Here is a 23,651-nt window from a genome sequence, read left to right on the forward strand (position 1 = left end):
CCACGCCACCCGACCTGCCCCTTGTCACGGCCCGCCGGTCCCGGTCGGATCGTGTCCGCGCTCCGTCCCGTTCCCTGGCTCCCCGGGCCGGGTGACATGCTGCCGTCCCGTCGGGCTCGTCCAGTGCAGCGTGCCGTCCGGCTCCTGCCGGTGCGTCCACCCCGTGGTGTGGCGGAGCCGGTGGTGGTGTCGGCAGAGGTGCGCGAGGTTGTCGGCCGACGTGGTGCCTCCGTGCTGCCAGTCGTTCGTGTGGTCGACGTCCGCGTGGCGGGTGCTGCGGGTGCATCCCGGGAACCGGCAGGTCCCGTCGCGGTGCTGGAGGTGGCGACGCAGGTCCGCCGGCACTCGGTAGGAGTCGCGTCCGACGGAGAGGACCGCTCCGCTCTCCGGATGGGTGAGCAGCCGCGTGAACGAGGGAGCACCTGCTGCGAGACGCCGCGCGGTCTCCGGATCGACGGGTCCGTATCCATCGAGGACGGCGGGCTGGTCGGAGCGCCCGAGGAGGGTCAGTGCAGGCACGGTCACCGCGACTTCGGCGCGCACTCCCGCAGGCATCGACGTGCCGTCTCCCTCGGCCGATGTCTCCCCGTCGACCAGCAGCGCAGCGGCGATGTCTGCGCGGAGCTGGCCCAGCGTCCTCTCCTCGTCCGGCAGATCCGCGAGGGAGCGGGCGGCCCGGTCGATCCTGTCCATCGCACCGAGCACATCGGGAGCTGCGGTGTAGAGGTGCAGGATCGCCATCCCGTCGTCGAGGCCCTCCACCCAGAGCGCGCGACGACGGGCGCAGTCCCGATGACGTTCGCTGAGCGTCTGCGGGTGCAGCTGTTCCCGGAGCGACCGGAGGGCGCGTCGCAGCTGGGGCGGCGTGCAGGCTACCGCGATCGTCGCGGCCTCCTCGTCGAAGCGCCCACGGACCTCGGCGGGGACGTCGAGCGCTCCTCGCACCACGAGTCGCGCGTGCTCGGGGGAGAGCGCTCCGTCCGCGAGTGCGCGCAACGTCGCCGGGAGGTCGTTCACCAGCAGGCGTGCCTCGTCGACCAGTGCAGAGGCGTGCGCCTCCGAGACCCGGAGTCCCGTCGCGAGCTCCGCGATCAGCGCCCGGTGCGCCGCCTCCGCCCGATCCACCTGCACCTGGACGTGCTCGCCGACGAGAGCCGCCGGTGCCGCCATCGCGAGGCGGCGTGCCTCCTCGATCGCCCAGTACCGGGATGCCTCGACGGCAGAGCGCTCGGCGTGCCGTGAGCCGGCGAGCGCGAGCGCCTCCGTGAGCGCGTCGTCTACTGTCGCCGATTCCTTCATGCCCTGATCTCACCGGACGAAGTCTCGCCGTGGGTCTCGGGAGCGCCGTTTCATCGGACAGCATCGCGAAGAACCGTCTGTGGAGGAGCGTCGCCCCCCTCACACCTTCCGCGGCACCGTGAACACCGTCTCCACTCCGGCCGAGTACAGCACCGAGTCCGGCGCGCGCGTCGCCAGCCCGGGGAAGCCCGCGGCGTCGAGCAGCCCGTCGTCGAGCGCCAGCAGCTCCGCGCGGCGCAGCGGCCACGGCCGGTGCAGGTTGCGGCCGTACCAGGTGGAGCCCAGGTGGCGCTCGTGGTAGGCCCAGCGTGCAGTGAGGAACGAGGCGAGCGGGTCCTCGCCGACCGGGTCGCCCGGGCGGACGACGATCCGGGAGCGGGCGGCCGAGTCCGAGTGCCGGATCGTGTCGTAGATCACCGCGCCGTGGCGGTGCTCGATGCTCATCCGGGCCCAGCGGTAGGGGAGCCCGAACACCGCCTGCGCGGTGAGCACGGGAAGGAGGTGGGAGGCGTCGAGCGAGACGAACACGACTCCGCGTCGTCCCTGCTCGTCGACGGAGTAGAGCCGGACGTTCACCTCGGGGAAGGTGCCGAGCCAGGGCACCCGCGGGCCGCCGAGGAAGGCTGTCCGCGAGAGCCGGAACGGGATCAGGCCCACCCAGGAGGAGCCGTCGTGCTCGTCGGGCCTCGTCCCGGCCGGGAGGTGGGGCGCCACCAGGGCGGGGTCGACCCGCCAGTGCAGGAACGTCGCCTCGGTCCAGCGCTGCTTCAGGATGCGCGGTCCGCCGAGCGCGGGCGCGGAACGGGTGACGGGTTCGACGGAGCTCACGCGCCCATCGTGCTCCGGTGTGCTGCGAGCTCGCCCGTGCAGGCGCGCTCAACGGCGTGCGGCGAGTGCCTTCAGTGTCTCCAGCACCAGGGCCACCGGTGCGGAGGAGGCGGCGGAGTTGCGCACGACGGCCTCGAGGGAGCGGACGGGCCGGGGACGGACGACGGGCACGGCGCGGATGCCGTCCGGCAGGCGGTGGGCCGCGAGCTCCGGCAGGACCGTCACTCCCATGCCCGCGGCGACGAACGCGGCGGCGGTGATGTGGTCGTTCGCCTGGACGTGGAAGGGCGGCGCGAACCCGGCGGCGGCGCAGGCCTCCACGACGTTCCGGCGGCACCAGCCGGTGGGCAGGTCGTTGTCGACCCAGCGCTCGTTCGCGAGCTCGGCGAGGTCGATCTCGCTCCGTGAGGCGAGCGGGTGACCGTCGGGCAGGACGACGAGGTAGGGGTCGTCGAGGAGGTGGTGCGCCGTGAATCCGGGGGCGGTCGGCTCGGAGGAGGCGACGAGGAGCTGCACGTCGGGGCGCGCTCCGAGGTCGTCGTCGAGCTCCTCTCCCAGGCGCAGGTCGAGGGCGAGGCCCGGGAACGCGGCGCTCAGCCGGCGGGCGACCTCCGGCATCCAGGCGCTGCCGACGGAGGCGAAGTACGTCACCGAGAGGCGGCCGGAGCGGCCCTCGCGCAGCTCCTCCACCACGGCCTCCGCTTCGGCGAGGCGCTCGAGGACGCGGTCCGCCTGGGCGGCGAGGGCGCGTCCGGCCGGGGTCGGGCGGACGCCGCGGCCCACCCGCTCCAGCAGGGTCAGTCCGGTCTCGCGCTGCAGAGCGGAGAGGTGCTGGCTGACGGCGGACGGCGTGTAGCCGAGGCCGGAGGCGGCTCCCGCGATCGAGCCGGAGGCGACGACGGAGCGGAGGATGCGGAGCCGGTGCACGTCGAGCATGAGACGACCGTACAGTTCGGCTGAACGATCCGACAGTGAACGGAACTGGTGCTGAATCCCCGGCGGCGCCACGATGGCCTCATGACCGACGTCTCCTCCTCCGCCCCGCCCTCCACGAGGGACGCCCTCCTGCTGTGGGGCGCGATCGCGGTCACCGTCCTGCTCTGGGCGTCGGCCTTCGTCGGCATCCGCGCCACGACGGAGGACTTCGGCCCGGGCGCGCTGACCCTCGGCCGCATCGTGGTGGGGTCGCTCGCGCTCACGGTGGTGCGCGTCGTCCTCATCGCCCGGAGGCGCCGCTCGGAGGCGGCTCCGGATCCGCGCACAGCGGTCCCGCGCGGGCGCCTCCTCCTGCTCGTGCTGGGCTGGGGAGTCGCCTGGTTCGGGGTCTACAACCTGGCGTTGAACGCTGCGGAGCGGCACGTCGACGCGGGGACGGCGGCGCTGCTGGTGAACATCGCGCCGATGATCACCGCCGTGCTCGCCGGGCTGCTGCTGGGGGAGGGGTTCCCCCGCCGTCTCCTCGCCGGGATGCTCGTGGCGCTGACCGGCGTCGCGGTGATCGCGTTCTCCACCTCCACCGGGCAGTTCGACGTGATCGGCGTCGCCCTCGGCCTGGTGGCCGCCGTCGTCTACGGCAGCGCGGCGACCCTGCAGAAGCGCCTGCTGGGCCGGATCGACGCGCCGACGATGACCTGGCTCGGCTGCCTCGCCGGCACGGTCGCGTGCCTGCCCTTCGCACCGGAGCTCGTCGAGGCGCTCGCCGCCGCTCCGCTCTCCTCGATCCTGGCCGTGGTCTACCTCGGGATCTTCCCGACGGCCGTCGCCTTCACGACGTGGGGGTACGTCCTCGCGCGCTCCAGCGCGGGTCGTACCGCGGCGTCCACCTACGCGGTGCCCGCGGTGGTCGTGCTGCTGTCCTGGCTCGTCCTGGGCGAGACCCCGCCGCTCGCCGCGCTGCTCGGAGGCGCGCTCGCCCTGGCCGGAGTCGCGGTGGCGACGCTGCGGAGGCGCCCGAAGGCGGTCTGACCGGCGGCGGATGCTCCTCCACAGCCGCCCGATCGCGTCGAGTCCTCGGACGAGGCGGCTCGCGGGGATCCCGCGGGAGGGCCCGGGATATGCTGGGCGGACGTTCATCCCAGTCGGCGCCGAGCGCCAGGAACGGTGAGGATCCCGATGACCGAGGCCCTGCAGCCGCCCGTCCAGAACGCCCTCTCGCTCACGCCTCCGGAGCCGGTGGCAGCGGTGCCGACCACCTCGGCGCCGTCGATCGCGCCGAAGGTGCCGGAAGCCGCCCTGCCCGGCCTCGAGGCGAAGGTCGACGGCTACCTCGACACGCTCCTGGCGACGGAGTCCCGCAGCCCCGAGTTCGCGACGCGGGCCAACGACATCCGCACGATGGGCGACGCCGACATCCGCTCGGCCGCCGACTCGTCGAACCGGCTGCTGAGCACGCCGGTGCGCGCCCTCCAGGAGGGCGGGCTCTCCGAGGGGTCGACCATCGGCAAGACGCTGCTCGAGCTGCGCCGCACGGTGGAGGATCTGGACCCGTCCGAGGACAACCTGCAGAAGAAGATCCTGGGCTTCATCCCGTTCGGCAACAAGATCACCGACTACTTCCGCCGCTACGAGAGCGCCCAGTCGCACCTGAACGCGATCATCCAGGCCCTGTACGACGGGCAGGACGAGCTGCGGAAGGACAACGCGGCCCTGAACCTCGAGAAGCAGAACCTCTGGGAGACGATGACCCGTCTCAACGAGTACATCTACGTCGCCGAGCGGCTCGACGTGAAGCTCTCGGCGAAGATCGCCGAGCTCGACGCGACCGATCCGGAGCGGGCGAAGGCGCTGCGCGAGGACGTCCTCTTCTACGCGCGCCAGAAGCACCAGGACCTGCTGACCCAGCTGGCCGTGTCGATCCAGGGCTACCTAGCGATCGACGTCGTCATCAAGAACAACGTCGAGCTGATCAAGGGCGTCGACCGCGCGACGACCACGACCGTCTCGGCGCTGCGCACGGCGGTCATCGTGGCGCAGGCGCTCGCCAACCAGCGCCTCGTGCTCGATCAGATCACGGCGCTGAACACCACGACGTCCAACATGATCGAGGCCACCTCGCGCATGCTCGCCGACCAGTCGGCCTCGATCCAGTCGCAGGCCGCCTCGGCCACGGTCGGGCTGCCGCAGCTGCAGGCCGCGTTCGCGAACATCTACCAGACGATGGACTCGATCTCGGACTTCAAGATCAAGGCGCTCGACAGCATGGCCCAGACCGTCGGAGTCCTGCAGACCGAGACGGCGAAGGCCGGCGAGTACGTCGAGCGGGCCCGCCGCAGCAACTCGGACATCGACGCGACGTCCTCGCTCGATCTCGGCCGCTAGCCGATGGGCTGGTTCTCCCGACTGTTCACGGGTGCCCCCGCGGCGCCGGAGGAGACCGCGCCCGCTCTGCCGAGCGTCCCGACGAGCGACGACATCCTCGCGGCGCTCGACAGGGTCGGCGCGCGGACGGAGGGCCGGGTTCCCGGCATCGTCGCGGCGCGCATCCAGCGGATCGACGAGACGGTCCGCGAGATGGTGCCCCGTCTCGACCGCCTCGGCGGGATGAGCCGGCAGGGCCACACCGTCGTCGCGACCGCGACCAGCTACCTCCCCGAGGCGGTGGAGGGCTACCTCCGCCTGCCGAGGGACTTCGCCGACCGCCGCGCCGTGCACAGGGGGAAGACCTCGCTGATGATCCTCTGCGATCAGCTCGACCTCCTCGGAGGCACGCTCGACCGCATCTCGGACGCCGTCTCGCGGCAGGACGCCTCGGCGCTGATCGCGCACGGGCAGTTCCTGGCCGAGAAGTTCACGGAGTCCTCGCTCTCCCCGAGCGGTCTCGACGCGCCTCCGCAGCCGGGAGCGCCGTCCGGATCCGGCTCGCTGACCCCGCCGAGCGCCTCGTGACCGCGCTCGCCCCGGCGCTGGACGCCCTCGTGCTCGCGGGGACGGCCGCCGGCCTCGACGCCGCGGCCGTCCGCGACGAGGGTGCGCGGCTGGCCGCCGCCGTCGCCGAGTCGATCCGCGGCGCCGGACAGGACTGGCTCGCCGCGACCGGCGCGACGGGCGGTCTGGAGGCGTTCTTCACCGCCGCCTCGAGCGGCCGGCGCTGGCGGTCGGGGCCGACCGATCAGCTGGCCGCCCTGGTCGGCGCGGGCTCTCACCACTCCTCCGCCTACGCCCGCGCCCTGACCGAGGTCGTCTCGGCGGCCAGCGCTCTCGGCGACCCGGGCATCGGCGGCATCGCCTCCGCCTCCGCGACCGCCGCGGCCCAGCTCTCCGCCGTCCCGGGCGCTCGGGGCGCCGCTCCGACGACGAGCGGAGGAGTACCGCACACGACCGGCCGGACGCCGGACGGTGCCGCGAGCGCCGACCTGCCGACCGGTCTGCCGGCCGGCGTGCCCGGGGTCGACGAGATCCTCGAGCGCCTCCGCCGGACCGAGCACGACGGTCCGCAGGACGAGCCGGCGCCCGCCGCCGCTCCCGCCGCGGAGCCCGCCTCCGAGCCGGAGCCGCTCGACCCGCCGGAGTCCATCGACGACCTGCTCGCCGAGCTCGACGCGCTGATCGGCCTCGACCGGGTGAAGAGCGAGATCAAGCGGCAGACGCAGCTGCTCCGGATCGACACCCTGCGCCAGGCCGCCGGACTCAGCACGCCCACGCTCACCCGCCACCTCGTCTTCACGGGGAACCCCGGCACGGGCAAGACGACGGTGGCGCGGCTGGTCTCGCGGATCTACCGCTCGCTCGGCATCCTCTCGAAGGGCGTGCTCGTCGAGGTCGACCGATCGGAGCTGGTGGCCGGCTACCTCGGGCAGACCGCGACGAAGACCGCGGAGGTGATCGCCTCCGCGCGCGGCGGCGTCCTCTTCATCGACGAGGCCTACGCGCTCGCGCTCGACCAGTACGGTGCGGAGGCGGTCACCACCCTCGTGAAGGACATGGAGGACCACCGCGGCGACCTCGTCGTGATCGTCGCCGGCTACTCCGGGCCGATGCAGGGCTTCCTCGACACGAACCCGGGACTCGCCAGCCGCTTCTCGACCACGATCGACTTCGCCGACTACTCCGACGACGAGCTCTCGGCGATCTTCGGCCGCCTCGCCGCCTCCGCGGACTTCGAGCCGACGGAGGAGGCGCTCGCCGCGTTCGCGGGCCTCGCCTCGGCGCAGCAGCGCACGGAGGCGTTCGGCAACGGGCGCTGGGTCCGCAACGTCCTCGACGCGGCGATCGCCCGGCACGCCTGGCGCCTCCGCGACGTGGAGGAGCCGACGCTCGACGAGCTGCGCATCCTGCTCCCCGAGGACGTGGTGGAGAGCCCCGAAGCCTCGAGCAGCCCGGACGGAGCCGGCGACGACGACGAGGGCTCGGTCGAGGGCTCGGAGGAGGCCCTCGGGCAGGCGGACGCCGCCCCGAGCGGCACGGCCGCCCCCGTCACCGACGACCCCGAGGAGGAGAGCCGTTGAGCACCGCACCCGCCGCGCCGCCCGCGCAGAGGATCCCCGAGCCGCCCCTCGTCCAGGTCGCCAACCGGCCGGCGCAGCGGAAGCCGTCGCTGCTCGCCCGCGCGACCGCGACCACTCCGGCCACCCTGCGCCTCCTGCTCGCCCTGACGGCGCTGGCGGCCGTGCTGTTCGGCGTGTTCGCGCAGCAGGCAGGAGCGATGCAGGCGCGCGCCGCGACCACGGCCCGGGAGCAGTCGGCGCAGCTGCTCGGCGTGCAGAACGTCCGCACGCTGCTGGTGGACGCCAACGCGATCGCGGCCAACACCTTCCTCGTCGGCGGACTGGAGCCGACCGAGCTGCGGGCGTCGTACGTCTCGAGCCTCACCGGCGCCGCCTCCGCGATCGCCGGACTCTCGGCCGCCGACTCGGCGGACACCCGGGCCCTCGCCCGGGTCGCCAGCAGCATCACGACCTACAGCGGGCTGATCGAGCAGGCGCGGGCCAACAACCGGCAGGGCTTCCCCGTCGCCTCGGCGTATCTCGACCAGGCGTCGACGGCCCTCTCGGGAGACGGCGGCATCCTCGAGGACCTCGACGGGCTCGTCGACTCCGGTGCCGACCGGGTCGCGGCCGCCTACGACGCCGTCCGCTGGAGCGTCCTGCTCATGATCGGCTCGCTCGTGATGCTGGTCCTCCTCCTGGCGGCGCAGCTCTGGCTCGCCCGCCGCACGCACCGCTACCTCAACCGCCCTCTCGCCACGGGGACCGCCCTCCTGCTGGTCGTCGGCGTCGGCGGGGCGCTCGCCTACGGATCGGTCGCGGCGGACGCGGGGACGGCGCGGGTCGAGTCCTACCGCGAGGCGCTCACCGTGTCGAACGCGCTCATCGCCGCGAGCGACGCCAAGTCGCTCGAGAGCTTCACGCTGATCAAGCGCGGCTCCGGCGCCGCCCTCGAGGAGCGCTACACCCAGGCAGTCGACTCCGCCCGGGAGAAGCTGTCGGGCGACCTGCAGGACGAGCTCGCGAGGACGCGGCTCGTCGACGAGTTCGGGCAGTGGCAGTCGTTCCACGAGGAGATCCGGGAGGCGGACGACGCCGGGAACTGGGACCAGGCCGTCCGCGTCGCCACGATCACCGGGAACGGCACGCCGAACGACCTCTTCACCACCTTCTCCGACGACGCCCGCGACGTGGTGCAGGAGAAGGCACTGGCCGCCGCCACCACGCTCGATCGAGGCGCGGAGTTCGCGACCCTCGTCTCGTGGATCCTGCTGGCGGCCGGTCTCGCCGGAGCCGTCTTCGCCTGGCGCGGCATCGCCCAGCGACTGGAGGAGTACCGATGAACCGCCTGCGCGCCGCCGCCCTCGCCCTGGCCACCGCCGCGGCTCTCGCCCTCACCGGCTGCACGACGGGGGCGGACGACCTCGGCACGCCCCTCGCCGCGGCGACCCCGACTCCGACGGCGAGCGCGTCCGCTCCCGCCGCTCCTGCCGCGGCGGACTGCTCGCCCTCAGCGGTCACCTCCTACGCGCCGACCGGCGTGACCGACAGCACCAGGCTCGCGGAGATCCGCGGGCGCGGGACCCTGCGCGTCGGCGTCTCGGCCGACACCCTCCTGATGAGCGCCCGCAACCCGATCACGGGGGCGATCGAGGGCTTCGACGTCGACATCGCCCGCGAGGTCGCCCGGGCGATCCTCGGCAGCGACTCCATCGACTACGTCGTGATCACCTCCGCTCAGCGCCTCCCCGCGCTCACCGGCGGCGACGGCGCCCCGCAGGTCGACATGGTGGCCCGCACCCTCACGATGACCTGCGATCGCTGGAGCTCGATCGCCTTCTCGTCCGAGTACTACGACGCCGGCCTCAAGGTGCTCGTCTCCGACGACCCCGACGGCGTCCCGATCACGGGCATCGGCGACCTCGGCGGCGAGAGGGTCTGCGCGCCCAGCGGCACCACGACGCTCAGCCGCCTGCAGAACGACTACCCGGAGGTCGAGGCCGTCGAGGCCGCCACGCACTCGCAGTGCCTCGCCCTCTTCCAGGCCGGCGAGGTCGACGCCATCGCGGGCGACGACACGATCCTCGCGGGCTTCGTGGCGCAGGATCCGTACGCGAAGGTCGTCGGCGACGCCCTGAGCTCGGAGCCCTACGGCCTCGGCCTGCCCGCCGACGACCCCGACTTCGTGCGCTTCGTCAACGCCTCGCTCGAGAGCATCCGCAGCGACGGCCGGTGGCAGAGCATCTACGAGCGCTGGCTCGGGGTCCTCGGCGAGGCCTCGCCGCCGGCCCCGGTGTACGGCCGATGAGCACCGGTCTCGCGGAGGGGACCCCCGTCGCTCCGGGCCGGCTCGGGGAGGCCGCGCCGCAGCGCGAGCTCTTCGAGTACCTCGCCGCTCTCACCCGCTGGCTCCAGCGGACCACGCGCGAGCTCTCGCGGCTGGACGCCGCCGCGCTGGCGTCGCCGCAGGCCGAGAACTACACGGCCGACGTGGTGCTCGCCCAGTCGCTCCGCGAGTCCGTCACCCGGCGCCTCGCCGAGCTCGAGGCGGTCTGGGACTCCGGCCGCGTCGACGTCGTGGCGCGCGAGCGGATGTCGCAGCTGATCTGGGGCCGTCTCGACGCCTCCGGGAGCGGCGCGGTCTCGCTGGTGGAGGCGGTGCGCCTCTGCGACGCGGTCGTCGGCCAGCTGCGCTCCCGGCTCGAGCTCGACCCCAGCGGCACCGACGTCGCCGGGCGGATCGTGGGGGTGCGCGCCGAGATCGAGCGCTGCCGCGACCTCACCCGTGACGGCGGCGGCACGGTCGACCGCGAGCGGGCGGAGCGGGTCGCCGTGCTGCGCTCCCGCCTCGACGCGCTCGCCGAGCGGGCGGGTCGGGGAGCCGACGTGTCGGGGCCGCTCGGCCAGCTCGAGAGCGACTCCGCCCGGCTCGAGCGCGACCTGATCATCGCCGCGTCCGAGCGGCGCGGACTCGAGCGCGACCGCCGTCGGGCGCACGAGCTGGCGGAGGCGGCCGAGCGCCGCGAGGCGCCGCTGCGCGAGCTCGTGGCCCGCTGCCGCCGCGAGATCGCCGACCCGCCGCGGCTGGCCGTGCCCGACGTCTCCCGGCTGGGCGATCCTCCGTCCGACCGCGAGGCGCTCGACGCGCACCTCGCCCGCCTGACCGCCGTCGGCCGCGCGTTCGACGCGGTCGAGGCCGCCTACACCTCGCCGCTGCGCGAACGGGCCGCCCTGGGCTTCCGCCTCCGGGCGCTGCGGGAGCGGGCCGAGGGCAACGGCCGCGCTGCCACCGCCGTCGGCGTCGCGGCCGAGGAGGAGGTGCGCGCCGCCCTCGACGCGGTGCCCTGCTCCGTTCCGCTCGCCCGCCACCTGGTCGAGCAGTACGACGTCGTCACCCGCGACCTCCCGCACCCCGACCCCGCGCACCACCGGAAGGCCACCCCATGAACGGCGCCCCCTGCACCGCGACTCCCGGCTGCACCGGGACGATCGAGGACGGCTACTGCAACGTCTGCGGCCTGCCGCCCGAGGAGGGCGCCGCCGCCTCCGCGCCGACCGCGCGCCGCGCCGCCCCGGCCTCCCCGCCGGCCACCGCCTCCGCCGCCTTCGGCACCGGCTTCGTCGAGGGCACCCCCGGCGCCACGGCACCCGGCCCCGCGGAGGAGTCGGCCACCGCGCGCAGCACGCGCACCTCCTCCGCCCGCCTCGCCACCGCCGCCCTCGGCTCCGCCCGCACGGCGCAGACCGGCTCGAAGGTCACCCGCCGCGTCGGCACCACCTCGACCCGATTGCGCGGCCCGAGGCTCGGCGCCGGGCTCACCACCGTCCCGTCCCGCCCGGCCGCCGACCCGATGGCCGCCCTGATGACCGAGGCGGTCCTCCCCGAGCGCAAGCGCTTCTGCTCGCACTGCGGCACCGCCGTCGGCCGCGGGCGCGACGGTCGGCCCGGCCGCACCGAGGGGTTCTGCCCCAACTGCCGCACGCCGTTCTCGTTCACCCCGCAGCTGGTGAAGGGCGATGTCGTCGGCGGCCAGTACGAGGTCGTCGGCTGCCTGGCCTACGGCGGCCTCGGCTGGATCTACCTCGCGCGCGACCGGAACGTCTCGGGGCGCTGGGTGGTGCTCAAGGGCCTGCTCAACTCCGGCGACCCCGATGCGTACGCGGCGGCCGTCACCGAGCGCCGGTTCCTGGCCGAGGTCGAGCACCCGCTGATCGTCGAGATCTACAACTTCGTCCTGCACGACGGCGCCGGCTACATCGTGATGGAGTACGTCGGCGGGCCGAGCCTCAAGCAGATCCTGAAGGAGCGGCTGGACGCCAACGGCGGCGCCGCGGATCCGCTTCCGGTGGACCAGGCGCTCGCCTTCGTGCTCGAGGTCATGCCCGCCTTCGCCTACCTGCACGACCACGGCCTGCTCTACTGCGACTTCAAGCCGGACAACATGATCCAGGTGGGCGACCAGGTCAAGCTGATCGACCTCGGCGGAGTGCGCCGGATCGACGACGAGGACTCCGCCATCTACGGCACCGTCGGCTACCAGGCTCCGGAGGTCGCCGACCTCGGTCCCTCGGTCGCCTCCGACGTCTACACGATCGGCCGCACGCTGGCCTCGCTGGTGCTCGACTTCCGCGGCAACCAGACGACCTTCGTCGCCTCGCTGCCGCCGGTGTCCGAGACACCGCTGTTCCAGCGCTACGACTCCTTCTACCGCCTGATCGCGAAGGCGTGCGCTCCCGACCCGCAGGACCGCTTCGCCACGGTGGACGAGATGCGCGGCCAGCTGCTCGGGGTGCTGCGCGAGGTCGTCGCGACCGACCGCGGTCCCGGACACCCCGCGCTGCACTCGACGGAGTCGGCCCTGTTCGAGGCGCCCGTGGCCGACGTGGTCGACCGCGTCCCGCCGTGGGACGCGCTGCCGGCGCTCCGCCGCGACGAGTCCGATCCCGCCCGGTCGTGGCTCGCGGGCGTGAACGTCGCCGACCCGATCGTGCGCCTGCGCGCTCTCGCGCTCGCGCCCACCGTGACGGTCGAGGTGCGGCTCGCCCGCGCCCGGGCGGCGATCGAGGCGCAGCGCTGGGAGGAGGCGGCCCGCGCGACGGGCGAGATCCTCACGGAGGACCCGTGGGAGTGGCGGGCGGTCTGGATGAGCGGTCTCGCGCAGCTCGCGCGCGGCGACGACATCGGGGCCCGCGCCTCCTTCAACACCGTCTACGGGCAGGTCCCCGGCGAGCTCGCCCCGAAGCTCGCGCTCGCCGCGGCGTGCGAGGCGAGCGGTGAGCCCGAGGTCGCCGAGTCCCTCTACGTGATCTGCGCCCGCGCCGACGCGAACTACACGGCACCCGCCGCCTTCGGTCTCGCGCGGGTGCGGCAGCTGCGCTCCGACCTCGACGGGGCGCTCGACGCGCTCGACATCGTCGCGCCCACGCGCTCCTCCTACTCCGACGCGCGCCGCCGCCGGGCGGAGCTGCTGGCGGAGTCGGGCCGCGGGCTGCCCGCGCTCTCGGCCGCCCTCGCGAGCGTCGACTCCGTGTCGATCGATCAGCGGACCCGCCTCGAGCTCACGACTCAGGTCCTCGCCTCCGCCCTCGAGCTGGTGCGGCGCGACGGCCCGGCCGAGGGAGCGACCCTCGGCGGGGTCGAGGCGAACGAGGCCGCCATCCGCGACGGCCTCGAGGCCTCCTACCGCGCGCTCGCCGCCTCCACTCGCGAGCGCGACGAGCGCCTGCGCCTCGTCGACCGGGCCAACGAGGTCCGACGCTGGACGCTGACATGAGCGGCGCGCTGTCGACTCCCTGCCCGAACTGCGGCGAGCCGGTCACGACGGGCGACGCGTTCTGCGAGGCCTGCGGGACGCCGCTGATCGTCGCGGCCACCCCCTCCGCTCCGCCCGTCGCCGTCGGCGGATCCGCCGCCTGCGTCTACTGCGGGGGAGCGGTCGCCGAGGACGGCTACTGCGAGCAGTGCGGACGCCCCGCTCCGACCGAGCGCGAGCACTGGGCCGAAGCGCCGCACCCGCTGGTCGGCGGCGTCTGCGACCGCGGGCTCCGGCACCCGGCCAACGAGGACGCGATGGCGCTCGGGGCGACCACCGGCGCCGACGGCTCTCTGAGGACGGCGCTGCTCGTGGTCTGCGACGGGGTCTCCTCGACCCCCGACTCCGACAAGGCGTCGCTCGCCGCGGCCCGTGCGGCACTCAGCGCACTGCAGGCCGAGGTCGGCGGGGAGAGCGCGGGAGCGGACCGCTGGCGCGCGCTGCTGCAGATGGCCACCGCGCGCGCCTCCGGAGCGATCGACGCGGCCGTGCCCGAGAAGCGGTCGAATCCGCCCTCGTGCACCTTCACCGCGGCGGTGCTGGACGGCGCGCTGCTCGTCACGGGCAACGTGGGCGACAGCCGCAGCTACTGGATGCCGGACGCGGGCGAGCCGCGGCAGCTCACGGTCGACGATTCGTGGGCGCAGGAGCAGATCGCCTCGGGAGTGCCGCGGGAGCAGGCCGAGACGGCGCCCGACGCTCACGCCATCACCCGCTGGCTCGGCGCCGACGCGCACGACGAGGAGCCGCAGGTCGCCTCCGAGGAGCTGACCGAGCCGGGCTGGGTTCTGGTCTGCTCCGACGGGCTGTGGAACTACGCGTCCGCCGCTGAGGACCTCGCGCGCGTGCTGCGCGAGGCGCAGGAGCGGGTGGGCGCGGATCCGGTCACGCTCGCGGAGGCGCTGGTCGCCTGGGCGAACGAGCGCGGCGGGCACGACAACATCACGGCGGCGCTGGCGCGGTTCGACCCGGCGGGTGCGGCGGAGACTGCGGCTGAAGCGTCCGCTGCCGAGGTGAACGGTGAGGAGACCGGTACAGCCGAGCAGGATGCTGCCGACTCCGGTGCCGATCCCGATGGTGCGGAGCCGGACGCCGCGGAGCCGGACGCTGCCGGCGCCGGCGCCGCCGACCTCGGCGCTGCGGGCCCGAGCGCGGCCGACCCCGATGCTGCGGATCCCGGCGCTGCGGGCCCGAGCGCGGCCGACCCCGCCGCCTCGAGCCCCGACGCGGCCACCCCTTCGCCCGACGCCGACGCCTCCCGTCCCACCGACTGAGCGCGCCGATCCGTCCAGACCACCCCTCCACTGCTGGACGGATCGGCACCCCCGCGGCCGTGGTCACGCCCCTACAGTCGTCGCCATGAGCATCGCCGAGCCCGCCACCGCCCTGTCCGTCGTCGGCCACTGGATCGACGGGGCTCCCTCGGCCTCCTCGTCCGGCCGCACCGCTCCCGTCTACGACCCGGCGCTGGGAGTCGCGACCAAGGAGGTCGCGCTCGCCGACTCCGCCGAGGTGGACGCCGCCGTCGCCTCCGCGAAGGCCGCCTTCCCCGCCTGGCGCGACACGTCGCTCGCGAAGCGGCAGCAGATCGTCTTCCGCTTCCGCGAGCTCCTCGAGGCGAAGAAGCAGGAGCTCGCCGAGCTGATCACGTCGGAGCACGGCAAGGTCGTCTCGGACGCGCTCGGCGAGATCACCCGAGGCCAGGAGGTCGTGGAGTTCGCGACCGGTCTCGCGCACCACCTCAAGGGCGAGTACTCGGAGCAGGTCTCCACCGGCGTCGACGTCTACTCGACCAAGCAGCCGCTGGGCGTGGTCGGGATCATCTCCCCCTTCAACTTCCCTGCGATGGTGCCGATGTGGTTCTTCCCCATCGCCATCGCCGCCGGCAACACCGTCGTGGTGAAGCCCTCCGAGAAGGACCCGTCCCCGGCGATCTGGCTCGGCGCCCTCTGGAAGGAGGCCGGCCTCCCCGACGGCGTCTACACGGTGCTCAACGGCGACAAGCAGGCCGTCGACGGGCTGCTCGAGCACCCCGACGTGCGCTCGATCTCGTTCGTCGGCTCGACCCCGATCGCGCAGTACGTCTACGAGACGGGCACCCGCCACGGCAAGCGCGTCCAGGCCCTCGGTGGGGCGAAGAACCACATGCTGGTGCTCCCCGACGCGGACCTCGACCTCGTCGCCGACTCCGCCATCAACGCCGGCTTCGGCTCGGCGGGCGAGCGGTGCATGGCGATCTCGGTCGTCGTCGCGGTCGAGCCCGTCGCCGACGAGCTCATCACCAGGATCCAGGACAGGGCGTCGAAGCTGCGCATCGGCGACGGCCGCCGTGGCTGCGACATGGGCCCGCTCGTCACCGAGGCGCACCGCGACAAGGTCGCCTCCTACATCGCGATCGCGGAGGAGGACGGCGCGGAGGTCGTGATCGACGGGCGCGGGATCGAGGTGGACGGCGACGCGAACGGCTTCTGGCTCGGCCCGACCCTGCTCGACAAGGTCCCCACGACCTCCCGCGCCTACACGGAGGAGATCTTCGGACCGGTGCTGTCCATCGTCCGCGTCGCCTCCTACGAGGAGGGCGTCGCACTCATCAACAACGGCGCCTTCGGCAACGGCACGGCCATCTTCACCAACGACGGAGGAGCGGCCCGCCGCTTCCAGAACGAGGTCGAGGTCGGCATGATCGGCATCAACGTCCCCATCCCCGTCCCCGTCGCCACGTTCTCCTTCGGCGGCTGGAAAGCGTCCCTCTTCGGCGACACCAAGGCCCACGGAGCCGAAGGCGTCCGCTTCTTCACCCAGCAGAAGGCCATCACCAGCCGCTGGCTCGACCCCTCCCACGGCGGCATCAACCTCGGGTTCCCGCAGCATTCCTAGGCTCTCTCCTCCTTCGTCGTCGATCGCCCGCAGTCGGCCTGGGAGGGTGGTCGCGTCTCGCAGAGCGTCCTGCGTTCCGCGCACGTCGATCCGCTGAGACGCGGATCACCGGTTGCGCTCCGCGGTGCTCGTGAGGCTCTCTCCTCCTGGCGTCGTCGATCGCCCGCAGTCGCGGTACGCGACCCGCTCTTCCCCGCGCGACCACCCTCCCCAGCCGACCGCGGCCGATCGACGACGCAGGAGGAGAGAGGCTCTTGAGCACCGCGCAACCGGCGATCCGCGTGGGAGCGGATCGTCGTGCGCGGTACGCGACCCGCTCTTCCCATCGTTCCCGCGTTCTGAGGCCGACCGCGGCCGATCGACGACGAAGGAGGAGAGAGGCTCTTGAGCACCGCGCAACCGGCGATCCGCGTGGGAGCGGATCGTCGTGCGCGGTATGCAACCCGCTCTGCGGAACGCGACCACCCTCCCCGGCCGACCGCGGCCGATCGACGACGCAGGAGGAGAGAGGCTTTCCAGCACCGCGCAACCGTCGATCCGCGTGTGAGCGGATCGTCGTGCGCGGTACGCGACCCGCTCTTCCCAGCGGGACCACCCTCCCCGGCCGACCGCGGCCGATCGACGACGCAGGAGGAGAGAGGCTTTCCAGCACCGCGCAACCGGCGATCCGCGTGGGAGCGGATCGTCGTGCGCGGTACGCGACCCGCTCTTCCCAGCGTCCCCACCTCCTGAGACCGACCGCGGCCGATCGACGACGCCAGGAGGAGATCGGCTATGAGTGCAGCCGCAGCGCCGTCCAGAGCTCGGTGCGGGCGGAGACGTCGTCGAGGTCGAGGCCGAGGGCGCGCTCGACGGCGGTGATGCGGTTGCGGAGGGTGTGACGGTGCACGCCGAGGTCGCGGGCGGCGGGCTCCCAGGCGCCGTTGCGGCGGAGCCAGACGCGGGCGCTCTCGAGCAGCACGGCTCCCTCGGGGGTCAGCAGCGGTGCGAGCATCCGGCGGGCGAGCGGTGCGGCTCCGGCGGCGGCGAGGAGCCCGATCATCCCCTGGGCGGCGACGTCCTCGAACCGGACCACCGTCCCGTCTCCCGTCCGCTCGGCGGCGCGCCGCGCCTCCTCGAGGCCCCGGTCCAGGTCCGACCAGCCGATCGGGGCGGAGGCGCCGGCGCTCGCGCCGTGCCGCTCCAGCACGGCGGTCAGCGGCCCGAGTCCGTCGGCGGCGGCGACGGCGACGAGCGAGCCGTCCCTCTCGGCGAAGAACAGGCGCGCGCCGTCCTCCTCCGCCACGACCTCCAGCTCGTCGAGGAGCGAGTCGCCGTGCACGGGCGCGCTCAGCACGACCACCCGCACGGGCTCGGCGGGCAGCGGGCTCCCCAGGCGCCGTGCGGTGCTCTCGGCGACGTCGAAGGCTCCCGCGGCCAGCAGCTCGAGCAGTCCGGAGCGCAGCTGCCGGCGGGAGGAGTCCAACGCGCGCCGCTGCTCCAGCGCGATGCTCGCCAGGGCGATGACGCTCGCGACGAGGTCGCTGCCCGCCGGGTCCAGGGGCGTGCCCGTGCCCACGGCGAGCACCCCGCGCAGGTGGTCGCGGCGCCCGATCGTCTGCAGCGTCACTCCGCCGCCGTCGTCGAGTCGGAGTCCCGCTCGGCTGCCGCGGGTCAGGGCGTGCCTCGCGGCCGCGGCGACCGCCTCCTCCGCCGGCACGTCGAGCCGGGTGGGCAGGTGCACCCTCTGCCCGGCCGCGTCGTAGAGGGCGACCCAGCAGTCCAGCTGCCGCTCCAGCTCGGTGAGGATCGCCGCGAGCCCGTCCGGCCGCAGCGCCGCGCGGGCGACCCGCCGCTGCGCCTCGAGCGACCACTCCAGCCGCTCGCGCTGCTCCCGCGAGATCACGTCGGCGACGAAGCGGATGATCCCCATGAACGGAGTCAGGTCCGCCACCTCCAGCAGCGGCAGGCCCTGGCGCTCGCACGCCGTGACGAGAGCGGCGGGCACCTCGTCGTGCACGATGCGGGTGGCGAAGCCGAGCGCGCGGATGCCGCGGCCGCGCAGCCGGGCGACGTACTCCTCCGAGAACTCGGCGCTGTCGTGCCCGGTGAAGTGGACGCCGTCGGTCAGCAGCAGCTGGCCCGACTCGAGCCAGGGCGTCGGATCGACGAGGTCCGAGGAGTGCGCCCACACCAGAGGGGCGTCGAGGTCGGCCTCGTCGTGGACGCCGGCGAGCACGCGGAGGCGGAAGGCCGGTTCGGCCAGAAGATCGCGGACGGTCGCGGGCATGCGCGGCTCCCTTCGACGTTCCGTCCATCGTAGGGTCCGCGCATCGACGGATCCGCACGCCCGCTTCCGAGGCGCGCGCGGCACGATGGAGACCATGACGTCCTCGACCGCCCCCACCGTCCGCGACAACGCCTCGGTCACCGCCGCCGACCGGTCCCGCGTGTTCCACTCCTGGTCGGCGCAGGGCGCGCTGAATCCGCTGCCGATCGCGGGCGGTCTCGGCGCCGAGGTCTGGGACGTCGACGGCACCCGCTACCTCGACTTCTCGAGCCAGCTCGTGAACGTCACCATCGGCTACCAGCACCCGAAGGTCGTCGCCGCGATCCAGGAGCAGGCGGGCGTCCTCACCACCGTCGGCCCGGCCTACGCGAACGAGACCCGCGCCGAGGCGGCCCGCCTGATCACCGAGCGGGCGCCCGAGGGCATGGAGAAGGTCTTCTTCACCAACGGCGGCGCGGACGCGAACGAGAACGCGATCCGCATGGCGCGGCTGTTCACCGGCCGCGACAAGGTCGTCTCGCTGTACCGCTCGTACCACGGCAACACGGGAGCGGCGATCGTCTCGACCGGCGACTGGCGCCGCATTCCGAACGAGTACTCCCGCGGGCACGTGCACGCCTTCGGGCCCTACCTGTACCGCAGCGAGTTCTGGGCCGAGACCTTCGAGCAGGAGTGCGAGCGCGCCCTCCACCACCTCGAGCGCGTCGTGCAGGCGGAGGGGCCGGAGTCGATCGCCGCGTTCCTCCTCGAGACCATCCCCGGCACCGCCGGCGTGCTCACGCCGCCGCCCGGCTACCTCGCGGGTGTGCGCGAGATCGCCGACCGGTACGGCATCCAGCTGATCCTCGACGAGGTCATGGCGGGCTTCGGCCGCACGGGGGAGTGGTTCGCCTTCGACGCCTTCGACGTGCGCCCCGACCTGATCACCTTCGCGAAGGGCGTCAACTCCGGCTACGTCCCGATCGGCGGCGTCGTCATCTCGGATCCGATCGCCCACCACTTCGATGAGCGCGTCTTCCCCGGCGGTCTCACCTACTCGGGCCACCCGCTCGCCGCGGCCAGCGTCGTCGCGACGCTCGAGGCCATGGAGGAGGAGGGGATCGTCGACAACGCGCGCACCATCGGCTCGGAGCACCTGGCCCCCGGCCTGGCGGCGCTCGAGGCGAAGCACGACCTGATCGGCGAGGTCCGGGGCTCCGGAGTGTTCTGGGCGCTGGAGCTGGTCACCGACCGGGCCGCGCGCACCCCGCTGCCGGCGGCCTCCGTCGCCCGCCTCAAGACCGACCTGCTGTCGCGCGGTCTCCTGCCCTTCACCGCAGACAACCGGATCCACGTGGTCCCGCCGGCCGTCATCACTTCCGCCGAGGTCGCCCGCGGCCTCGGCATCCTCGACGACGCCCTCACCGCCTTCAGCGGCTGACCGCACTCCGTTCCGCGGGGAGCGGCGTCTTCGCGAGGCGTGTCCGGGGATCCGCGTTCCAGCGGATCCGCGTCGCCGTGCGCGTCCCGCTCCTCGGGACCCGGCCCCGCGCTGGAGCCGACTGCGGGACGCCGCGCGGGGAGCGGCGTCCTAACCAGCGGCGCCGTCGCGAGGCGTATCCGGGGATCCGCGTTCCAGCGGATCCGCGTCGCCATGCGCATCCCGCTCCTCGGGACTCGGCCCCGCGCTGGAGCCGACTGCGGGACGCCGCGCGGGGAGCGGCGCCCTCGCGAGGCGTATCCGGGGATCCGCGTTCCAGCGGATCCCCGTCGCCGTGCGCATCCCGCTCCTCGGGACCCGGCCACGCGCTGGAGCCGACTGCGGGACGCCGCGCGGGGAGCGGCGTCCTAACCAGCGGCGTCCTCGCGAGGCGTATCCGGGGATCCGCGTTCCAGCGGATCCGCGTCGCCGTGCGCATCCCGCTCCTCGGGACCCGGCCACGCGCTCGAGCCGACTGCGGGACGCCGCGCGGGGAGCGGCGTCCTAAGCAGCACTGTGCAAGGCGAACGCCGTCACGAACCCGAGCACCGCGTACAGCCCGGTGAGCACGTCGTCGCGGTCGAACGCCTCGGGGATCATCGTGTTCGAGATCATGGCGAGGATCGCGCCGGCGGCGACGGTCGTCACGAAGGCCACGACCGCGCCGGGCGCGGTGGCGAAGACCAGGAAGCCGACCAGCGCTGCGGCGGCCGAGATCGCGGCGATCCCGCCCCAGACGGTGAAGACGTAGCGGGCGGAGCGGCCGTCGGCCTTCATTCCGACCGTCGAGGACAGGCCCTCGGGGAGGTTCGAGATCGCGACCGCGGCGACGATGGGCACGCTGATCGCCGCTCCCGCTCCGCCCTGGGCGACCGAGAGGCCGAGCACGATCGATTCTGGGACCCCGTCGATCAGGGCGCCGGCCGCGATGGCCGCGCCTCCTCCTCCGCCCGACCCCTTCGCGCTCTTGCGGTTCCCCGCGCCGGCGCGGGTGAGCAGCGCGTCCGCGCCGACGAAGACGACGGCTCCCGCGAGCGTGCCGAGGATCGTCGGGAGCAGTCCTCCGTCGTCCGCCGCCTCCTGCACGAGCTCGTAGGCGAGCGCCGAGATCAGCACCCCTGCTCCGAACGCGGAGATCGCGGCGGTGAGCTTCGGGGGCACGCGCACGAACCAGGCGAGCGCGGCGCCGATCAGGAGGGTGGCGCCGCCGATGGCGCCGCTGGCGAGGGCGAGGGTCCAGGGAGGCACGGCTCCACCCTGGCACCGGCGGTGTCCGGCCGCGGCGGGCTTGACGGGGGCGCTCCGGCGGCGCTCGACCCGCCTCCGCCCGCCCCGACAGCTGTCGTGCAGGCGTCGGGCCGCGATGCCCGGCCGATCCTCGGCGATGGAGGGCCGCTCGGGCCGGGCGTCCCCGTAAACTGCCGGAATGGCGGAGTTCAGCGCGAGTGTTTTCCAGAACGAGTTCCTCTCGGACGGCGCCACCGACGTGCACGCCATCGTCACGGTGACCGCGTCCGGCACGGGGGTCGCCGGGTCCGACGGGGCCGCGGCCGAGATCATCATCGTGGACTGCTCCGGATCGATGACCGGCGAGAACATGACGGCCGCCAAGCGCGCCGCCGCCGTGGCCGTCGACCAGATCCTGGACGGCACCTTCTTCGCCGTCGTGGCCGGGTCCGAGCGCGCCGACCGCGCCTTCCCGTACCCCAACGCCACCGTCTCGATGGTGCGGATGGAGCCGGGGGCGCGAGCCGCGGCGAAGGAGGCGATCGGCTACCTCCAGGCCGACGGCGGCACCGCGATGGGCACCTGGCTGACCCTCGCCCGCCAGCTGTTCGCGACCGTGCCGGAGGCGACGCAGAGGCACGCGATCCTCCTCACCGACGGCAAGAACGAGCACGAGTCGCGGATGCAGCTGGACGCGGCGATCCGCGCGGCGTCGGGGGACTTCCAGTGCGACGTGCGCGGCGTCGGCTCCCGCTGGATCGTCGAGGAGGCGCGCACCATCGCGAGCGCCCTGCTGGGCACCGTGGGCCTGATCGCGAACCCGGCCGACATGGCCGCCGACTTCGAGTCGCTGATGCGGGCGTCGATGGGCCGGGGAGTCGCCAACGGCGAGCTCCGCGTCTGGACTCCGCAGGGCGCGCAGCTGCTCTTCGTCCGCCAGGTCGCGCCGAACCTCGAGGACCTCAGCTCCCGGCGGAACGCCGTGAACCCGCTCACCGGCGCCTACCCGACCGGCGCCTGGGGCGACGAGTCGCGGGAGTACCACGTGGCGGTCCGGGTCGCGTCGAAGCCGGTCGGCTCGGAGCAGCTCGCCGCGCGGGTGCAGCTCAGCGTGCGCGACGAGGTGGTCGCCTCCGCCCTGGTGAAGGCGCGCTGGACGGACGACTCCGCCCTGACCGCCCGCATCGACCCCGCCGTCGCCCACTACACCGGCCAGACCGAGCTCGCCTCCGCGATCCAGGACGGGCTCGCGGCCAAGGCGCGGGGCGACGAGGCGACCGCCACGGTCAAGCTCGGGCGGGCGGTGCAGCTCGCCTCCGTCACCGGGAACGACGAGGCGACCGCGAAGCTGCGGAAGGTCGTCGAGATCGACGACCCGAACGAGGGCACCGTGCGGCTCAAGCGCGGCGTGGACCGCCTCGACGAGATGGCGCTGGACACCGCGTCGACCAAGACCACGCGGGTGCGCAAGTGAGCTTCCGCTGTCCCGAGGGGCACACCTCCCAGTCCGGCGACTACTGCGACGTCTGCGGGGCGCCCATCGGTGCCGCTGCGGCCCCGTCGCCCGCTCCCGCCGCGCCGACCACCGCGATCCCGACCGGCCCCTCGGTCTGCCCGCACTGCTCGTTCCCGAACGAGCCCGGCGCCCTGTTCTGCGAGAACTGCGGCTACGACTTCACGACCGGCTCCCTCCCCGAGGCCGATCCGTTCACCTCCTCCGGTGCCGTCCGCGCTCCGGGCGAGGTCGGCGGCTCCGCGACGCCGTCGGGGGACCCGGCCCAGCACCTGGGCGAGGCGCCCGCGCCGCAGGCCGATCCCGCGGCTCCCACCGAGCTGGTCCCGGAGCAGGAGGCCGGCTTCGACACCCCCGTCGCGACCGCGCCGCCCGCCGCTCCGCCGACCGAGGTGATCCCGGAGGCCCCTGCACCCGAGGCCGCCGTCCCCGACGCGGCACCCGAGGCCTCAGCGTCGGAGGAGGAGTCCGCGTCCGCGCCGGCCACCGGCTCCGCCCGCCCCGCCGCCGCCTCCGCGGACCCGGACCGCCCGTGGATCGCCGAGCTCTGGGTCGACCCGGAGTGGTACGCCGAGCAGCGCGCCGACGACCCGATGCCCTCGCCCGGCCCGCCCGCGACCGTCGTCCTCCGCGAGCGCACCCTGCTCGTCGGCCGCCCGTCCGTCTCCCGCGGCATCTCGCCGCAGGTGGACTGCGGCTCCGACTCCGGTGTCTCGCGGCGCCACTGCCAGCTGAGCACCGACGGCTACCGCTGGTGGGTCGAGGATCTGCAGTCGGCGAACGGCACGTACCTCGCCCCGGCCGGGGCGCCGCTCCCGCAGTCGCCGATCGCCGCCGGTCAGCGCCGCGAGGTCGAGGAGGGCGATCGGATCTACGTGGGCGCCTGGACGCGGATCGTGCTCCGTCCCGCGTTCCCGGGCGAGGCCTAGGGCTCCGCGCCCGG

At 74.0% G+C, this 23,651-nt stretch carries 18 protein-coding genes; 13 read left to right on the forward strand and 5 right to left on the reverse strand.

Annotated features, from left to right (window positions below; all coding sequences use genetic code 11):
* Window positions 1-24: 24 nt before the first annotated feature.
* From C5B95_RS11610 to C5B95_RS11620, 3 genes are all read right to left on the reverse strand, one after another.
* Entirely contained in the window at window positions 25-1,299 is a 1,275-nt protein-coding gene (locus tag C5B95_RS11610; protein ID WP_104349233.1) for an HNH endonuclease signature motif containing protein, read from the reverse strand.
* Window positions 1,300-1,398: 99 nt separating this feature from the next.
* Window positions 1,399-2,127 (reverse strand): YqjF family protein, encoded by a 729-nt coding sequence (locus tag C5B95_RS11615; protein WP_104237664.1) that lies wholly within the window; start codon window positions 2,125-2,127, stop codon window positions 1,399-1,401.
* A gap of 48 nt (window positions 2,128-2,175) precedes the next feature.
* The gene (locus C5B95_RS11620; protein ID WP_104349234.1) at window positions 2,176-3,063 is read right to left on the reverse strand and encodes a LysR family transcriptional regulator; all 888 of its coding nucleotides are present in this window, start codon (window positions 3,061-3,063) and stop codon (window positions 2,176-2,178) included.
* An 81-nt stretch (window positions 3,064-3,144) separates the two neighbouring features.
* Between C5B95_RS11620 and C5B95_RS11625 the strand changes: the two genes are divergently transcribed.
* The 10 genes from C5B95_RS11625 to C5B95_RS11670 all read left to right on the forward strand — a co-directional run bounded on the left by C5B95_RS11625 (window position 3,145) and on the right by C5B95_RS11670 (window position 16,240).
* Window positions 3,145-4,092 (forward strand): DMT family transporter, encoded by a 948-nt coding sequence (locus C5B95_RS11625; protein ID WP_104349235.1) that lies wholly within the window; start codon window positions 3,145-3,147, stop codon window positions 4,090-4,092.
* A gap of 147 nt (window positions 4,093-4,239) precedes the next feature.
* Complete coding sequence (locus C5B95_RS11630; RefSeq protein WP_104223833.1) at window positions 4,240-5,445, forward strand: toxic anion resistance protein; 1,206 nt, start codon at window positions 4,240-4,242, stop codon at window positions 5,443-5,445.
* Between the two features lie 3 nt (window positions 5,446-5,448).
* A complete protein-coding gene (locus C5B95_RS11635; protein WP_104226185.1) occupies window positions 5,449-6,012 on the forward strand; it encodes a hypothetical protein in 564 nt (187 codons plus the stop codon).
* Window positions 6,009-7,571: an AAA family ATPase gene (locus C5B95_RS11640; RefSeq protein WP_258059969.1), complete on the forward strand. Its 1,563-nt coding sequence runs from the start codon at window positions 6,009-6,011 to the stop codon at window positions 7,569-7,571. The genes C5B95_RS11635 and C5B95_RS11640 overlap by 4 nt, the downstream gene beginning before the upstream one ends.
* Window positions 7,568-8,893 (forward strand): hypothetical protein, encoded by a 1,326-nt coding sequence (locus tag C5B95_RS11645; protein ID WP_104226187.1) that lies wholly within the window; start codon window positions 7,568-7,570, stop codon window positions 8,891-8,893. The genes C5B95_RS11640 and C5B95_RS11645 overlap by 4 nt, the downstream gene beginning before the upstream one ends.
* Window positions 8,890-9,858, forward strand: coding sequence for a glutamate ABC transporter substrate-binding protein (locus C5B95_RS11650; protein WP_104249858.1), 969 nt, complete (start codon window positions 8,890-8,892; stop codon window positions 9,856-9,858). The genes C5B95_RS11645 and C5B95_RS11650 overlap by 4 nt, the downstream gene beginning before the upstream one ends.
* Complete coding sequence (locus tag C5B95_RS11655) at window positions 9,855-10,997, forward strand: hypothetical protein (protein ID WP_104349236.1); 1,143 nt, start codon at window positions 9,855-9,857, stop codon at window positions 10,995-10,997. Before C5B95_RS11650 ends, C5B95_RS11655 begins: the two co-directional genes overlap by 4 nt.
* Window positions 10,994-13,324: a serine/threonine-protein kinase gene (locus C5B95_RS11660; RefSeq protein ID WP_104349237.1), complete on the forward strand. Its 2,331-nt coding sequence runs from the start codon at window positions 10,994-10,996 to the stop codon at window positions 13,322-13,324. The genes C5B95_RS11655 and C5B95_RS11660 overlap by 4 nt, the downstream gene beginning before the upstream one ends.
* Entirely contained in the window at window positions 13,321-14,637 is a 1,317-nt protein-coding gene (locus C5B95_RS11665; RefSeq protein WP_181068061.1) for a PP2C family serine/threonine-protein phosphatase, read from the forward strand. The genes C5B95_RS11660 and C5B95_RS11665 overlap by 4 nt, the downstream gene beginning before the upstream one ends.
* An 85-nt stretch (window positions 14,638-14,722) precedes the next feature.
* Window positions 14,723-16,240: a CoA-acylating methylmalonate-semialdehyde dehydrogenase gene (locus C5B95_RS11670; protein ID WP_104349238.1), complete on the forward strand. Its 1,518-nt coding sequence runs from the start codon at window positions 14,723-14,725 to the stop codon at window positions 16,238-16,240.
* Window positions 16,241-17,012: 772 nt separating this feature from the next.
* Here C5B95_RS11670 and C5B95_RS11675 read toward each other — a convergent pair.
* Entirely contained in the window at window positions 17,013-18,509 is a 1,497-nt protein-coding gene (locus C5B95_RS11675; protein ID WP_181068062.1) for a PucR family transcriptional regulator, read from the reverse strand.
* A gap of 94 nt (window positions 18,510-18,603) precedes the next feature.
* Here C5B95_RS11675 and C5B95_RS11680 point away from each other — a divergent pair, with 94 nt between their 5' ends.
* Entirely contained in the window at window positions 18,604-19,929 is a 1,326-nt protein-coding gene (locus C5B95_RS11680; RefSeq protein WP_104347772.1) for an aspartate aminotransferase family protein, read from the forward strand.
* Between the two features lie 543 nt (window positions 19,930-20,472).
* On the opposite strand, the gene C5B95_RS11685 is transcribed toward C5B95_RS11680, so the two are convergent.
* A complete protein-coding gene (locus tag C5B95_RS11685; protein WP_104349240.1) occupies window positions 20,473-21,216 on the reverse strand; it encodes a ZIP family metal transporter in 744 nt (247 codons plus the stop codon).
* Between the two features lie 178 nt (window positions 21,217-21,394).
* On the opposite strand from C5B95_RS11685, the gene C5B95_RS11690 reads away from it, so the two are divergent.
* Both C5B95_RS11690 and C5B95_RS11695 read left to right on the forward strand, forming a co-directional pair.
* Window positions 21,395-22,669, forward strand: a complete 1,275-nt coding sequence (locus C5B95_RS11690; RefSeq protein WP_104223843.1) for a VWA domain-containing protein — start codon at window positions 21,395-21,397, stop codon at window positions 22,667-22,669.
* Window positions 22,666-23,637, forward strand: coding sequence for an FHA domain-containing protein (locus tag C5B95_RS11695; RefSeq protein ID WP_104327334.1), 972 nt, complete (start codon window positions 22,666-22,668; stop codon window positions 23,635-23,637). The genes C5B95_RS11690 and C5B95_RS11695 overlap by 4 nt, the downstream gene beginning before the upstream one ends.
* Window positions 23,638-23,651 lie beyond the last annotated feature (14 nt).

Origin of the sequence: Rathayibacter sp. AY1A7, from assembly GCF_002930845.1 — a bacterium.
In the GTDB taxonomy this organism is placed as follows: Bacteria; Actinomycetota; Actinomycetes; order Actinomycetales; family Microbacteriaceae; genus Rathayibacter.